The sequence below is a fragment of the Planococcus sp. S3-L1 genome, from assembly GCF_030063085.1.
Taxonomy (GTDB): domain Bacteria; phylum Bacillota; class Bacilli; order Bacillales_A; family Planococcaceae; genus Planococcus; species Planococcus kocurii.
Map to the genome: position 1 here is coordinate 115430 of NZ_JASISN010000006.1, position 13698 is coordinate 129127.

The following is a 13698-nucleotide window of genomic DNA, read 5'->3' on the forward strand; positions in this document are numbered from 1 at the left end:
TTTATGTGTGATTAATACTTTTCGATAAATTCTTTATATTTCACTTGTTTATTTACGTCTAAATTACATTTTTCATTTTCCCATAGCGATAACATAGCCACTGAGCAAGAAACAAATTCGGCAATTTCACGTAACTTGATTCCCTTTTTTCTTCTAAGTAAAAATAAGCTGTCTTTTTCCATGTCGATTTCCTTCTTTCATTTAAATTTTTGATTAAATTTCATTAAAAACAGACACTCACAGTTTAAGGTGAGTGTCTAGATAATTTGATTAAGCTACTGTAATTTCAAATGACACTGCTGCTTTTTCATTCAACAATGCAATACCTGCTTGCGTTTCAAGGTAAACAGATTGTTTAGAACCTGATACTGGCTCAACTTGACCATGCAAAGGAATAAGTACTGGCATTTCAATGTAATCAGGGTTTGCGATGAACATTTTGCCTTTACCCAATTCCTCAGTTAATACGAACGTGATTGTGCCAAACACAGTGCTATATACATCTGCATCAAAGCCCATAAATTTCTCACGAGCTAAATGAACTACTGTAGCCGAATTAACTAGTTTCTGCTTCATTGATGCAGGAAGGAAAGCAACCATGTTATCAGATACTCCTGCGTCATAAAGTTTTTCTACTGCTGATTCAAATTCAACATCTGTAAATGTAGCACCAGTAAGTTTGTTGTCAGCATCAATTTGCTCTAAAATACCGCTTGTGTGATATGTTCCTGTAACAGCGTCATAGCTACCGATTCCATGAATAAATTTATTTTCTACTCTGCGTTTGATGGCTTTAGTTTTAGAATCTACTTCCTTAGCTAAAAGATCACTAATCGCATGATGAGAAGAATATTGAGCTGTATTTGAAACTGTAGCTGTATTAGCGAAAATCTCTAAATAGTTCTGTTTCAAATTGCGAAGATCTTTTTGATAACCAGGAGCGTCTCCACCTTCTGCAAGTGTTACAGCAGAATCAGTAAGCTCTTCTTGAATCCAGTTATATACAGGAGCCGATGCCTTAACCGTTTTTGACAATAGGAAAGTCGTGAACGGATTTTGTTTTTTATTTACCTCAACTAATACGTCTTTTAAATCAATAATCTTATCTTCTACTTTGAACATTTAATATTCCACCTTTGGTTTTTTTAGTTTTTTTTTTAATTTAAAAAGCACTAATCAGCGATTGCCGAAAAGTGCTTTAATCATGTTGCGTGAATCGCCATTTTGTTTAGCTACTGTATATGAGTCCTGTTTGGTATTATCTTTTGGTTGATAGCTTTGTTCAATTTTCAGGTCATTCATGATTTTAGTTAGTTTAGCCATAACTGCATCTAAATCTTCATGAGAATCTACATTAATAATTTCTTCAAACGCTTCTAATCCTTTATCCTTCAAAGATGATTTTACTTCACGTTGGAACAATTCTTTCTCACGCTTATCTAGGTTTTCCTGAATCTTGTTCAAATCTTCATTTGTAGATTCTATTTTTTCTGTCTCCACTGTTTCAGTTTCAACTTCTTCTGTAACTGTTGTATCTACTTCTTGATTTTCTACTGGTGTATTCTCCATAATGATTCTCCTTCTTAGTTAAATTTGACCTGTACTAATTGACGAGCAAGAACAGGTTTTGAAAAGTGATAGCCATGATACTCAAATATGAAATCTGAGTTAGTGGCTGTATAGTCGTAAAAATAATTTCCCTGAGACAAATCTATAATGCCTTCTGTAATTGTTTCAATTAGATTTTCCTGCTTATCATAAATCTTTAATACAACATTATCAGGAGTAATTGCATTACCGTTTACATCACGAAATTGCACATTTAATCTAGCTGTATCATTTTTAATCATAGAACCACCTGCATTTCTGTAGCGTTTTCTTTAATAGTTGTATCTGATTTATTCGTTATCATATTTACACTTGATTGATTTTCCATCACATATACAACTGCATATACAGGACGCTCAACGTCAACTGGAATTACAATCTCAGTAGTAATTGTGAATGGCTGCATGACTGATTCAACTAATCGAGTAGCTTTAACTATTCGTTGAGTAGTAGAGCCAATTCCCTCTATATGAGATGAAATAATGTGAGTTTTGACATTGGCATTTGCTAATGCTTGAACGTTGCTCACAATGTTATCTATAGTCGATTCTGCAATAGCTAGAGCTTGTTTAGAGAGCGATTGACTGATAGGCAATGTACTTGTTAGGACTACTTGTAACTTCCTCTTAGAGCTTGTCAGAGAGCTTAAAACTAACCCTGAATATGAGCTAATTGTTACCGTCTGTTTTTTAGCTGGAAGTGAAGGAACACCAAAAGCTTTTAAGTATGGATAATCAGCAAACCCCCAAATACTAGAATCCCATGTAGAGAAATTAGTTGAATCTGCAAATTGTGCTGTAGTTAATCCTGTACCTGCATCTGATGTGGGATATACGTCTGTATTCCAATATGAGTTAGTTACAATTGCAGACGTAACTCCTGCACCTAATGAACCAACTAGACCTCCAGCTATTTGAGGTGCTGAAACAGATGAATAAGCATAAGAATTAATAATAAAGCTAGAAGCATTAACTATGTTCCCTACAAGCCCACCTGTACGTCCTAATGAAGTAACAGAAGCATTTGACCAACTATTTCTTACTGTTCCACCTGAATGCCAACCGACTATTCCACCTTGTCCATATTGACCATTTAAAACACCTGTTGAGAAACATTGGTCAATTACAGAATTACCGTTAGTTTGACCTACAATGATGCCTGAATAGTTAGAGCTTTGGGAGTTTACATTAGCGTCAATTACGCCTAATTTTTTAATTATACCGTTGTCGATAAACCCAAATAATCCTGTATAGGCAACATTTCGACTAATCTTTAACTTCTTCACTTTGAAACCATTGCCATCTAATGTACCTGTAAAGCGTTGACCTGATGCCGATGAACCTATTGGAACAAAATTAGTGTAACTAGAAAGATCAATGTCATTCATTAAAATGTAATGTGCTGTTAGATTATTTCTGATTGAGTTAAATTCAACTGCTGTTGTAATTTGAAATGGACTAGCAACCGTACCTGAGCCGATCATATTAAATCACCTACAATACTTTAGGTACTTGTAATTTATGGATAATTGTTAATTCGTCCTCAGCAGATTCAAATAAAAATGTTGAAAATGTCTCTGTAGCGATTGCTGAACCGCCTGTAGCAGCATCAAACAAAACTGACTTGCCAACTGACTGACCAATGAATGTTGCATCGTTTCCACTAATTACAATTTTATATTCAATTTCTGCGCTTGCTGATGTGCCTGTAATAGTTAGACCGTCTGTAACGCTAAAACGTTTTAATACAACTCCTGTTGGTGTACGTACCTCTAGGTATTTCCAGTTTGCAATTACAAACTCACGAATTTTTTGATATCCATATTGATTAATTTCTGCCATGTAACATGACCTCTTTTCATTTAAATGTTTTATTGAAATTTTTGATTAATAAGCATAGAAAAGAACCCCTAATGGAGTTTAGGGATTCTAATGGGGGAACTATAATGGCAAAAAACAAGACGAGTTCTTGATAACTCTTTTTGTCTTTATGTGTAGTATTTGAAAGTAAAAGTTTCACCTTTTACCCCTACAATAAACCTAATTATACACAATAAGTGTTACGTTTTATTGTTGCTTAATAATTGCCTTATTTTCATCATTTAGTGCAGATTTCTTTTTCATACGTGCCAATTTATTTTTAAACGCTGATTCTTTAATGTCCATCTGTTTAGCAAAATATCGTTTATTGAATCCTATGACATATCCATTTTCATTAAACGTGAATGGCTCAATATTGAATTCATTAATCTCTTTTTGAATTTTACTCTTTAGCGAATGATAAAAGCTGTATTGGTTAGTAGTGAGCTTATTTTCATCAATCTTCAAAATACTCTCAGCAGCAGTTTTAATAAATTTACTCTTTCTTATTTCATCTTTAGTAAGATAATATTTCTCGCCTTTGATATTGTGTACTTTTGTGCCGAGTAACTTAGTTAGCTTGCGGTCAACTTTACGTTTTGTGCTGATAGCAATGAATCCAATAATTTCCTCTTCTGTTCTAGTAAGATCAACTTTAGGAAGAACCTCATTTAATGACTCTATAATTAATGGTGTGTATTGATCTTCTAGTTTCTTCTTTACTCTATTGATTGCAGGAAGGATATTTTGAAACTCTCTTAGCTCCGACCTAAAATCATCATAGATGTCCCAACCAAATTTACTTTCTATTGCTCGATAAACGCTTTGAGGTATTTTATCGAAATCATCTTTATAAAACTCATGACCTACATCAGCCAAGATTTTATAAATAAACTCAAGAGCATCAAAATCTTGTATTTCAAGTTGCGTTCCTTCAAATTTTTCTTTTTTCCTCATACCATTTGCCTTTTTAGTAAATCGTGAAATCCATATTTTAATGTTTCTAGCCATATGATATTCAGCAACATCTTTTTTTACTGGGTATTTGGGACGCCACCTATTAAAAATTTCTGTATAGTGTCCTCTTTCCTCGTTATAAAATGCTTGCACAACTTCTGTACAAACCATCTCAGTTTTCACCATGTTTGATAAAGCTAATTTAACTAACTCAGTAGCTAAATCATACCTGCCTTCTTGATGCGCCTTAATTTTTTCTACAAATCTCATATTATTTCCTCTTCTCTTTTGTGTATGCCCTCGAATAGTTAGAGGACTACAAAAAGCTCAGAGTATTAATTTCATCTATGTATTTCAGTTTTTAAATTACCTTACCTCTATATTATATGTTCAAAATCCATAAAATCTGACATCATTATTCAACTTTTTTTAAACCGTCTTACTCTCACCTGTAGATGGAATCGTATGTGATTCTGTACGTTGATCCTCTGGCATGGTTGCTATTTGATATAAAGCTTCAATACCTAAAGTCGACTTTATGTTTGTGTACGTACCCAATTTTGAATTGCCAACCTCCTGATACACTGTTATAAATCTGCTTGCTTCAGTTTTAGGTATTCCAATAGATTCACACCACTTGCCAAACTCACCATGCACCAAATCATTTTCCTTCACATGTTTCAATCGTTTACCGATCTCAAAGATAGCTTCACCTGCTCACCCTCAGACAAATAAGCCAACTGTTCAGCAGCAGTAGTCCCAAGTTGCTTAGATGACACTAATTGCTGAATCTGTGGGATTAACTTGTTCAACTTTAATATTCGATTTAAATGTTTTGGTTGTGCTCCAATAGTTTCAGCGATATCTGATGATGTTTTGCCTTCCCCATTATGGGGAACCCTCTTATACTGATTGATCCCATTCCGTACTCCCCAATACTCTTTAAGAAACTGAGCAATCCTAGCTTTCTTAATGGGATCAGTTTCGGCTTGTCCTCTACGTTCCTGTTTATCTTCCTCCTGAAAATTTATCGCTTCCTTCATGTATTGTTGCTTGACTTTCACGCTTTTCAACTAGCAGAATGGAGAGCAATAATAGGAAATATCGAGAGTTGTTGCCTTACTTTCAGACACGAATAAAACATGTCTAAAAGTAAGACAACAATTCCGTTTTAACTAGCGTCATGTGTCGCTAATGAGGTTTCTACGACCTTGTTTAATTGGAAGCTTTCACTTCTCATATTCCCACTTAATTATCGCCCTAAGTGAATACAGAATATAATTGCTGACACGTATGTCACGATAATCCCATCTAGCCCTTTGAGGTGGCTACCACCCTTCTTCCAACGGGGTAAACAAGGAAACCCCTTTAATGTTGGATATATCCTTTGGTTGCAGTGGTAAGGATTACCTGACGATAAGATTAATGAGGTTTATCGGCTTCCCCTCATGAATACACCCGAAAATAGACACTACTTAATAAACCTTGCAATATCACAATTTTTGCGATAACATAAGGGTACGTTTTGAATACGGGTGAGTATTCTATATTAAGTTGTAAGAAGGTTGAGTGACTGTAATCACTTGCCTTCTTTTTTTGTGCCTTAAATTACTGATATCATTTGTTATTCTTGTTGCTCATTAAAGGACTAGAGCTAATAGCTTTTGTTATTAGCTGTTCGTCATTCATTGACTGCAAATATCGTTGCGTGACAGATATATCTGAATGTCCTAATAGGCGTGATAAGCTGTATACGTCCATTCCTCCTGCGTTCAAGCATTGAACAGCGTAGAAGTGCCTAAACGTGTGAGGAGAGATTCTTTTCCCTATCACCCCTGCCCTTTTCCCTGCTTCTTTGACAACGCTGTCTAGAGCTACATGTGAGAGTCCAGAACCCGTATACGAAAGAAAATATTCATCTGTCATTTGTTTATCACGAAAATATTGTTTTTTCATTCGTTCGTATTTGATGAGGATTCTCTTTAAGGCAGGGCTGATAAAAACAATACGTTCCTTATTTCCTTTGCCATTTACAAGGATAGTTGTCTCTTTCAGGTTCGTTGTTTTCAATCCTCTTATTTCCATTGCTCTAATGCCTGTATCAGCTAACATGGCAATGATCGCTTTATTTCTGGCTTCTAAATACGTTTTGTACGAAAATGCTTCAATCATGGCATGAACATCTTCCATAGTAAACCCCGTTAAAACTTTTCTAGGAACTTTAGGAGTTTCTACTTTACTGGCTATATTTACTTTTAAGTATTCCTCTTTCTCACACCAACTAAAAAATGCTCGTATGATTTTGAACATGGAATCAATACTTTGAGCTTGCAACCCTGCAATCTGTTTTAACCTGACATAAGCTTTGAGATCATGAACCGTTATATTTTCCAATTCGGTTATTGCTCGCTTTTGGACTAAATACTCTTTTAGCTGTTTTAATTCTTGCCTTTTGTTAATCATTGTTTTTTGTGTAAATCCTTTTGCTCGACAATGATATAAATATTCTTTTAATACATCTTCTAACTCCATAGAAAAAAAGCCACCTCTCTGCTTTAGTTTCAACAGAAAGGTGGCTTTTTATAATAAAAATGAAAGATTAACCAATGACAAACAAATTATAAAGGGAATATTCACTCCAAAATCCAGAAGCATAATCTATGCTTACCAAAAGCTTACTCAAATGATTGTTAAACCAGCATATTTAGCGTAATGAACATTAGAAGTCCGTACTCTTTATGTGTTCATCTACTTTTTATTTTTTAGCTGGTTTGCCAGGTTTCGTTGACGCTTTATTCATTTGAGACATCATTTGATTGATTTTTTTCTGAGACGGTTTTTGTCCCATTTGCATCATCATGATTCGTAGCATTTCTTCGTTGATTGGTGGATTATCTTGCAAATACTTCATCATATAGCGACGTGCGATAAAGAATCCAAGTGCAACACCTGCGAGTAAAGCCACGATAACGATTACGATCCAGATCCATGTATCCATTCTTGTTACCTCCTTCGTGTTGCGTAAATAAGTAGTACACCACATTGGATTATACTATAAAAAAAGAATCGTGACTATAAGTAGCTAAATAATTAAAAAATGGAAGCAACAAATGCTTCCATTTTTTATCTTACTGTTCGTTGATTAGGTTTTTCACTTTGCTTGCTACGTTTTCAACAGTGAATCCGAACTCTTCCATAATGCGCTCGCCCGGTGCACTTGCACCAAAACGGTCGATTGCTAGAATTTCGCCTTCATCGCCTGTGTAACGGTCCCAACCAAATGAAGTTCCCACTTCTATTGCAAGACGCTTTTTAACCGTTTTTGGAATAACAGATTGCTTGTATTCCTTGCCCTGTTTTTCAAAACGATCCCAAGAAGGCATTGAAACAACAGATACGTTGATACCCTCTTCAGCCAATTGCTTTTGTGCAGCTACAGCTAAACTAACTTCAGAGCCAGTTGCTAATAGCAATGCTTGCGGATGTTCAACAGGTGACACAACATAAGCACCTTTTTTAACTCCAGCTTCAGCAAGTTCGCCGCTGTTTTCTAGAATCGGCAAGTCTTGACGAGACAGCACCAGTAAAGTCGGTGTCGTTTTAGCCGTTAATGCTAAACGCCATGCTGCTTTTGTTTCATTCGCATCTGCTGGACGAACAACGCTTAAGTTCGGCATTGCGCGAAGAGAAGCTAAATGTTCAACGGGTTCGTGAGTTGGGCCATCTTCTCCCACTGCCACACTGTCATGTGTGAAGACGTATGTTACAGGAAGTCCCATTAAAGCAGCTAGGCGAATCGCTGGACGAACATAGTCGCTAAAGACGAAGAACGTTCCACCAAAGACATGAAGTCCGCCGTGAAGAGCCATGCCGTTTAAAGCAGCACCCATTGCGAATTCGCGAACACCAAACCAGATATTGCGACCTTCAGGATGGTCAGCGTCAAAGTCACCGCCGCCTTTGATGTTTGTTTTGTTAGACCCAGCAAGGTCAGCACTCCCACCAAAGAATGAAGGCACTGTTTTAGCGATTGCGTTAATCATGTCTCCAGAAGAAGCACGAGTTGCTTGTTTCTTGCCGAAGTCATATGTCGGGAATTCCGCATCAAAGTTCTCCGGAAGTTCGCCGCGAATCGCCATTTGTAATTGTTCTGCTAGTTCTGGATGTGCTGATTCATACTGGCTGTACATGTCGTTCCAGTTAGCTTCAGCTTTAGCGCCCAACTCTTTCGTTGCTTGCTCAAACGTTTCGTATACTTCTGTTGGCACATGGAAATCCTCTTCAAATGTCCACTCGTAATGCTCTTTCGTCAATTTCATTTCATCTTCACCAAGTGGCGCTCCGTGTGAATCTGCTTTACCCGATTTGTTTGGAGAACCGTAACCGATAACCGTTTTAACTTCGATTAAAGTTGGTTTGTCTGAAGAACCTTTGGCTTGGGCAATTTTTTCAGATAGATCGTCCAGTTCGTTGCCGTCATCTACGCGCAAATAATTCCAGCCGTAAGATTCAAAGCGCTTTTGAACGTTTTCAGAGAAACTTTTTCCAAGGGGTCCGTCTAACGAAATATCATTACTATCATAAAGTACAACCAATTTATTCAGTTTCAAGTGACCTGCAAGAGAAATTGCTTCTCCGGCAACGCCTTCCATTAAATCACCGTCTCCGCATAGAGCGAATGTGTTGTGATCAATGATTTCTAAGTTTTCTTTATTGTATGTAGCCGCCAAATGACGCTCAGCCATTGCCATACCAACTGCCATACCAATTCCTTGGCCTAGTGGTCCGGTTGTCGCTTCAACGCCTACAGTGTGACCAAATTCCGGGTGTCCAGGAGTTTTCGAATCCCACTGACGGAAGTTTTTGATTTCATCCATTTCTAAACCATAGCCGCTTAGATGAAGCAAGCTATATAAAAGCATAGAACCATGTCCTGCCGATAACACAAAACGGTCACGGTTAAACCAATCCGGATTTTTCGGGTTATGGTTCATGTGTTTAGTCCACAATGTATACGCCATTGGAGCTGCGCCCATTGGCAATCCTGGATGACCAGAATTAGCTTTTTCAATAGCATCAATAGAAAGTGTACGAATTGTTGTTACTGCAAGTTGATCTGCGTGGGTTGACATAGTAACATCCTCTCTCAAACAAAAATTTAATCCTATTCTAGTTTAGTCAACAATAGGAAAGAATACAATGAAAAAGAGAATAAGTATTTAATTCAAATACTTATTCTCTCGAATATTTTTGACCTTTTCAGGAGTTACATCATTTCCTTCAGGATCAATTACTTTTACGTTTTCAATTGTACCGCGCATGGTTTTGCGAAATGTTTGCAAATACTCTTGGCGCAGAGAAGATTGTTCTTTTGCTTCTTCTTTAGACAAACCTTCTGTTTTAGACTTGCGAGACAATTGGTTAATACGTGCTAATTTTTCTGGTGATAACATAGACATCCACCTTTCTTCTTTTCATATCGTACAAAAAAAGTAAGATTTCTGCAATGTTTTAGTCTTCCATTAGTCGCTCGTATTCTTTAAAGCGCCGATGAACCGTTGCCTTGCTGGCTTGATAACCAAACCCCTGTAGCGTAACAGCAATTTCACTGAACGTCAGGCCGTTAGACTTCAAACTTACAATTTGGTCAATAGGCAAATCAAGACGTTCGCGGCCTTCAGGATTTCCTTTTCCCTTTAGATTCTTTTCCGGCTTATAGCCATTATCCACAGCGCGTTTCATGCCCCGTTTAATTTTGGCATTATGTATCTTGCGCTGATATTCTTCTACGATTGCTAGGATTTCAAGCACCATGTCATCCATATCATTTAATGCAATCGGTCCTTGATCTGATAAGGTATAAACCTCAACTTCGTACTTTTTCATAACATGTAAAAGCGCAATCCGCGCGTGTCCCCTGCCCAAACGTGTTTCGTCCTGAATGAAGACAGCATCAACTGGTTGTGTCTTGATGCTATTTAACATTTCTAGCAGTCCATCTCGATCCATTTCATACCCACTATGTTGATCCGAAAATACAGCTTCAACTTTATAGGATTGTTCATATGCGAATTTCGTCAGTTCTTCTTCTTGTCTTTCTAGTGAAGACTCCTGCGTGTCTTTAGTTGTGCTAACACGGCAGTAAATTAATGCGTTTTTCTTCATTCAGCATCACCTGCAAATTTAATGGTTTCATCAGGAGCAAACTTCAATTGATCACTGGGAATTTTAAGAGATTGCCCTGCAATAATTTTAGAAGTTGAAAGATTATTTTCTTTCATAATATCTTCTATCCACTCGTGATGAGGGGTCTTGCCGCTGAAAGATTCAGCTAATGTCCAAAGTGTGTCGCCTTCTTCTATTTCAACTTGGCTCATTTGTGCACTGTTTGTATTATGAGACACAATCGCGTAAAAAGTAAATACAATGATTAAAACAAAAAATGCAACTAGAAAAGAATTTTGTCGGATGGTTGTCAATTGAAACGCCTCCTAGGAATGTGTGTTCGGAATATATGTTCTCATATTAATGCGAACAAGTGTTTTTGTCAACAATAAAATTCGAACCTATGTTTGCATTTCATAGCCCGAGTTGGTATACTATTGGTAGAAATCAAGTAGAATTACTCAAATGAGGTGAAACTGTTGAAAAAAGTATCTAAACGCCAAGAAGATATTCTGACGTTCATAAAAGATGAAGTTCGCTTGAAAGGCTATCCACCGTCCGTTCGTGAAATTGGTGAGGCAGTTGGTCTGGCATCTAGTTCGACTGTACATGGCCATTTGGCACGCCTTGAAAGTAAAGGTTTGATTAGACGAGATCCAACAAAACCGAGAGCAATTGAAGTAATCAGTACCGATGAAGCACTTATTGATAAAAGTCCAGTGTTACACGTACCGCTGATAGGTAAAGTAACTGCCGGCATTCCAATTACAGCTATTGAAAATGTTGAAGAGTATTTTCCTCTTCCCCAAAGCTATGGCACAGAAGATGATCATATCTTTATGCTCGAAATTATGGGTGAAAGTATGATTGAAGCAGGAATTTTAAATGGGGATTACGTCATTGTTAAACAACAACAAACAGCTAACAACGGGGACATTGTTGTTGCCATGACAGCTGAAGATGAAGCAACCGTTAAACGTTTTTTCCGTGAAGAGAATTTTTTCCGACTGCAACCTGAAAACTCTTCGATGGATCCAATTATCGTTGATCAAGTTTCTATTCTCGGCAAAGTTGTCGGCGTTTATCGTCAAATTCAATAATATAAAAAACACCGAGAACATGTTCTCGGTGTTTTTTATATTATTATTATGTAAACAACTTTATTGTTTGCTGCAACTAAAAGCTAAAATAACCGGAATCCGCTTTCTTCTCTCGTACTCTTCTTGGTCTTCAAAGTATTGTCGATTGGGCATTCCTTCTCGAAGATCCGTAATGCTAAATCCCGCTTTTCTCAGCGCTTTAAAATAACTTTCAGTAGTGCGGTGATACTTGACTACTATTTTATCAATCCAAGGTTCTTGTCGCTCACCTTCTACAAAGTAATCGTCAACAATCCAGTTCCCTCTTTTTTCTCCTGTTTTTTTACTCGCAAACGAGGATGTGGTTAGCGGATGTTGAACGCTAAAGACAAACTTTCCATCCTCTTTTAAAGAGGCATGAACATTACGAAACAATTCATCTATCTCTGACAAGTAATGAATTGCCAAGCGTGAGGTCACATGATCATAATGTTCTTTTGGAAAATCGAACGACTCCATCGTTGCGAATGTCATTTCAGCATGTAAGCCCTCAATATTTTGTTGTGCGAGTTTATACATCTCTTCAGAACCTTCTACTCCGTGATAAAATTGCGTACCTGCTTGTAGCAGCTCTTGCCCAAACAAAGCATCTCCACATCCCAAATCCAATATCCGTTTGTTGTGCACCGTTCCAAGCAGCTCATAGATGACTGGCTTTTCAATGCTATTATTTGGACTATCTACACGATTTCTTCTTAGTAGAAAATTTGCTAAAAAGTCCTTTTCTTCGTAAGCACTCGGTCCTTTAAAGTTCATCTTACTCCTCCTCAAGTTAACGTTTTGTTCAAAAAAAAGAGGCTACCGGAGCAGCACCTTCTCTGCAGCTAGTTTAAAAAGACATCTTTTAAGCTTCGCTGACTGTTATATGTTTAACTAAATTAATTGTAATGCGATGAATATTACCTGTTTCCGTATTAGAAATTTCGTAAGTGCCATTGGATGGAATTTTGCTTAATGCCGACTCTTTATCCACAGCCTGAACCTTATGAACGATGGTGTTTCCTTGGTCAAAGTTGAACTCTACACGAAACGTCTTCATATAATGGCCTCCTCTAATCTAGTTACTTTGTCTTCGTGAACCAGTCTACCACATCTAAAGTTATTGCTGCTTGTATAATTCTTTATAAGCGATCACTTTGAGAGCTAGTAGTTCTTCTTCGTTTAGATCTTGTTCTAAGGTTTGAATCACTTCATCAACAGACATCGTGCCGTCTTCAATTCCAGACTTCATCTTAGCCAAATCTGTTATCCCAACTTTTTTAATGACTGTACCGGCAGCATCTCCAGCTGTTTGGAATGGTAAGGGCTGGTCCTGTTGTTCTGCAACTTCCACTTGTTCTATGTATTCGAGCATTTTCGGATCACTTTCCACATACTCGATTACTTTTTCCATCTGACCATTATTCCGCATTTCTTTGGTTACTTCTGCAACCATACGATCTGCCGAAAAGTCTGGTCCTATGACATAAGCACCGATGCCTGCAACTGAAAAAAATATTAAAAAAATGATAATTGTCATTAAAAAACGCATAGCCGTCCCTCTCCTCCGTTTTAGTTTATTATAACAGTAGACGGATAGAAGTGTATAAAGTTACCAAAAAAGAAAAACCTTAATAGTGATTCTCTACAGAACCAAAATTAAGGCTACCTCTCTTATTCGCATATTCATTAATTAATCATCGTTTCCGCTGCTCAGCAATCCACCAATCAATATGTTCTAAATTAAATATAATGACATCTTTGTAGGCTTTGCGATGCGGAATCTTTCTTTTCGACATTAAGTCTGTAATCTGCTCTGCAGCCAGTGGATAATTTACCGACTCCAAATAATTAACCAAATTTGAAAGCCCTTGTACTTTCCTCAATTTAATCCCCTCCCACAAAATCCTCCTTTTGGTTACCCAAAGGAAAATTCAGTACGAGTTACTAAATATTTAGGCTGCATTTTAGTATAACCTTTTTGCAGGTGC

The 13698-nt window shown here is 37.1% G+C and carries 20 protein-coding genes; 1 reads left to right on the forward strand and 19 read right to left on the reverse strand.

All coding sequences use genetic code 11. The annotated features are described in order from the left end of the window. Positions 1-11 precede the first annotated feature (11 nt). The 15 genes from QMF37_RS08455 to yneA all read right to left on the reverse strand — a co-directional run bounded on the left by QMF37_RS08455 (position 12) and on the right by yneA (position 10903). A complete protein-coding gene (locus QMF37_RS08455; protein ID WP_283477822.1) occupies positions 12-182 on the reverse strand; it encodes a helix-turn-helix domain-containing protein in 171 nt (56 codons plus the stop codon). Between the two features lie 88 nt (positions 183-270). Then, positions 271-1122, reverse strand: a complete 852-nt coding sequence (locus QMF37_RS08460; protein ID WP_283477824.1) for an SU10 major capsid protein — start codon at positions 1120-1122, stop codon at positions 271-273. 54 nt (positions 1123-1176) lie between these two features. Then, complete coding sequence (locus QMF37_RS08465; RefSeq protein WP_283477826.1) at positions 1177-1569, reverse strand: hypothetical protein; 393 nt, start codon at positions 1567-1569, stop codon at positions 1177-1179. A 14-nt stretch (positions 1570-1583) separates the two neighbouring features. Beyond that, complete coding sequence (locus QMF37_RS08470) at positions 1584-1850, reverse strand: hypothetical protein (protein WP_283477828.1); 267 nt, start codon at positions 1848-1850, stop codon at positions 1584-1586. Next, positions 1847-3091 carry a M26 family metallopeptidase gene (locus QMF37_RS08475; RefSeq protein WP_283477830.1) on the reverse strand — a complete coding sequence of 415 codons (1245 nt, stop codon included), beginning with the start codon at positions 3089-3091 and terminating at the stop codon, positions 1847-1849. Before QMF37_RS08475 ends, QMF37_RS08470 begins: the two co-directional genes overlap by 4 nt. A 10-nt stretch (positions 3092-3101) precedes the next feature. Further along, complete coding sequence (locus QMF37_RS08480; protein ID WP_283477832.1) at positions 3102-3449, reverse strand: hypothetical protein; 348 nt, start codon at positions 3447-3449, stop codon at positions 3102-3104. Positions 3450-3674: 225 nt separating this feature from the next. Beyond that, positions 3675-4694: a hypothetical protein gene (locus QMF37_RS08485; RefSeq protein ID WP_283477834.1), complete on the reverse strand. Its 1020-nt coding sequence runs from the start codon at positions 4692-4694 to the stop codon at positions 3675-3677. A gap of 159 nt (positions 4695-4853) precedes the next feature. After that, the gene (locus QMF37_RS08490) at positions 4854-5099 is read right to left on the reverse strand and encodes a DUF3102 domain-containing protein (protein WP_349307300.1); all 246 of its coding nucleotides are present in this window, start codon (positions 5097-5099) and stop codon (positions 4854-4856) included. Positions 5100-5104: 5 nt separating this feature from the next. Further along, the gene (locus tag QMF37_RS08495) at positions 5105-5488 is read right to left on the reverse strand and encodes a hypothetical protein (protein WP_283477836.1); all 384 of its coding nucleotides are present in this window, start codon (positions 5486-5488) and stop codon (positions 5105-5107) included. Positions 5489-6041: 553 nt separating this feature from the next. Next, positions 6042-6956: a tyrosine-type recombinase/integrase gene (locus tag QMF37_RS08500; RefSeq protein WP_283477838.1), complete on the reverse strand. Its 915-nt coding sequence runs from the start codon at positions 6954-6956 to the stop codon at positions 6042-6044. Between the two features lie 223 nt (positions 6957-7179). After that, complete coding sequence (locus QMF37_RS08505; protein WP_058384996.1) at positions 7180-7422, reverse strand: YneF family protein; 243 nt, start codon at positions 7420-7422, stop codon at positions 7180-7182. Positions 7423-7552: 130 nt separating this feature from the next. Next, on the reverse strand, positions 7553-9556 hold the full coding sequence (gene tkt / locus QMF37_RS08510) for a transketolase (protein ID WP_283477840.1): 2004 nt from the start codon (positions 9554-9556) through the stop codon (positions 7553-7555). 87 nt (positions 9557-9643) lie between these two features. Further along, positions 9644-9877 (reverse strand): DUF896 domain-containing protein, encoded by a 234-nt coding sequence (locus QMF37_RS08515; RefSeq protein WP_058384994.1) that lies wholly within the window; start codon positions 9875-9877, stop codon positions 9644-9646. Positions 9878-9935: 58 nt separating this feature from the next. Beyond that, entirely contained in the window at positions 9936-10589 is a 654-nt protein-coding gene (locus QMF37_RS08520; RefSeq protein ID WP_058384993.1) for a YneB family resolvase-like protein, read from the reverse strand. Then, positions 10586-10903: a cell division suppressor protein YneA gene (gene yneA / locus QMF37_RS08525; RefSeq protein ID WP_058384992.1), complete on the reverse strand. Its 318-nt coding sequence runs from the start codon at positions 10901-10903 to the stop codon at positions 10586-10588. Before yneA ends, QMF37_RS08520 begins: the two co-directional genes overlap by 4 nt. Positions 10904-11068: 165 nt before the next feature. Here yneA and lexA point away from each other — a divergent pair, with 165 nt between their 5' ends. Beyond that, positions 11069-11689: a transcriptional repressor LexA gene (lexA, locus tag QMF37_RS08530; RefSeq protein ID WP_058384991.1), complete on the forward strand. Its 621-nt coding sequence runs from the start codon at positions 11069-11071 to the stop codon at positions 11687-11689. 60 nt (positions 11690-11749) lie between these two features. On the opposite strand, the gene QMF37_RS08535 is transcribed toward lexA, so the two are convergent. From QMF37_RS08535 to QMF37_RS08550, 4 genes are all read right to left on the reverse strand, one after another. Further along, the gene (locus QMF37_RS08535) at positions 11750-12484 is read right to left on the reverse strand and encodes a class I SAM-dependent DNA methyltransferase (RefSeq protein WP_283477848.1); all 735 of its coding nucleotides are present in this window, start codon (positions 12482-12484) and stop codon (positions 11750-11752) included. A gap of 88 nt (positions 12485-12572) precedes the next feature. After that, positions 12573-12767 carry a hypothetical protein gene (locus QMF37_RS08540; RefSeq protein ID WP_078080522.1) on the reverse strand — a complete coding sequence of 65 codons (195 nt, stop codon included), beginning with the start codon at positions 12765-12767 and terminating at the stop codon, positions 12573-12575. Between the two features lie 60 nt (positions 12768-12827). Further along, positions 12828-13259, reverse strand: coding sequence for a hypothetical protein (locus tag QMF37_RS08545; protein WP_078080523.1), 432 nt, complete (start codon positions 13257-13259; stop codon positions 12828-12830). A 145-nt stretch (positions 13260-13404) separates the two neighbouring features. Next, positions 13405-13593: a hypothetical protein gene (locus QMF37_RS08550; RefSeq protein WP_058384987.1), complete on the reverse strand. Its 189-nt coding sequence runs from the start codon at positions 13591-13593 to the stop codon at positions 13405-13407. Between the last annotated feature and the right edge of the window lie 105 nt (positions 13594-13698).

Bases quoted from the DNA above. Each gene is read 5' to 3' on its own strand.
- QMF37_RS08455 (WP_283477822.1), bottom strand. From the start codon at position 182: ATGGAAAAAGACAGCTTATTTTTACTTAGAAGAAAAAAGGGAATCAAG.
- QMF37_RS08460 (WP_283477824.1), bottom strand. From the start codon at position 1,122: ATGTTCAAAGTAGAAGATAAGATTATTGATTTAAAAGACGTATTAGTT.
- QMF37_RS08465 (WP_283477826.1), bottom strand. From the start codon at position 1,569: ATGGAGAATACACCAGTAGAAAATCAAGAAGTAGATACAACAGTTACA.
- QMF37_RS08470 (WP_283477828.1), bottom strand. From the start codon at position 1,850: ATGATTAAAAATGATACAGCTAGATTAAATGTGCAATTTCGTGATGTA.
- QMF37_RS08475 (WP_283477830.1), bottom strand. From the start codon at position 3,091: ATGATCGGCTCAGGTACGGTTGCTAGTCCATTTCAAATTACAACAGCA.
- QMF37_RS08480 (WP_283477832.1), bottom strand. From the start codon at position 3,449: ATGGCAGAAATTAATCAATATGGATATCAAAAAATTCGTGAGTTTGTA.
- QMF37_RS08485 (WP_283477834.1), bottom strand. From the start codon at position 4,694: ATGAGATTTGTAGAAAAAATTAAGGCGCATCAAGAAGGCAGGTATGAT.
- QMF37_RS08500 (WP_283477838.1), bottom strand. From the start codon at position 6,956: ATGGAGTTAGAAGATGTATTAAAAGAATATTTATATCATTGTCGAGCA.
- QMF37_RS08505 (WP_058384996.1), bottom strand. From the start codon at position 7,422: ATGGATACATGGATCTGGATCGTAATCGTTATCGTGGCTTTACTCGCA.
- tkt (WP_283477840.1), bottom strand. From the start codon at position 9,556: ATGTCAACCCACGCAGATCAACTTGCAGTAACAACAATTCGTACACTT.
- QMF37_RS08515 (WP_058384994.1), bottom strand. From the start codon at position 9,877: ATGTTATCACCAGAAAAATTAGCACGTATTAACCAATTGTCTCGCAAG.
- QMF37_RS08520 (WP_058384993.1), bottom strand. From the start codon at position 10,589: ATGAAGAAAAACGCATTAATTTACTGCCGTGTTAGCACAACTAAAGAC.
- QMF37_RS08535 (WP_283477848.1), bottom strand. From the start codon at position 12,484: ATGAACTTTAAAGGACCGAGTGCTTACGAAGAAAAGGACTTTTTAGCA.
- QMF37_RS08540 (WP_078080522.1), bottom strand. From the start codon at position 12,767: ATGAAGACGTTTCGTGTAGAGTTCAACTTTGACCAAGGAAACACCATC.
- QMF37_RS08545 (WP_078080523.1), bottom strand. From the start codon at position 13,259: ATGCGTTTTTTAATGACAATTATCATTTTTTTAATATTTTTTTCAGTT.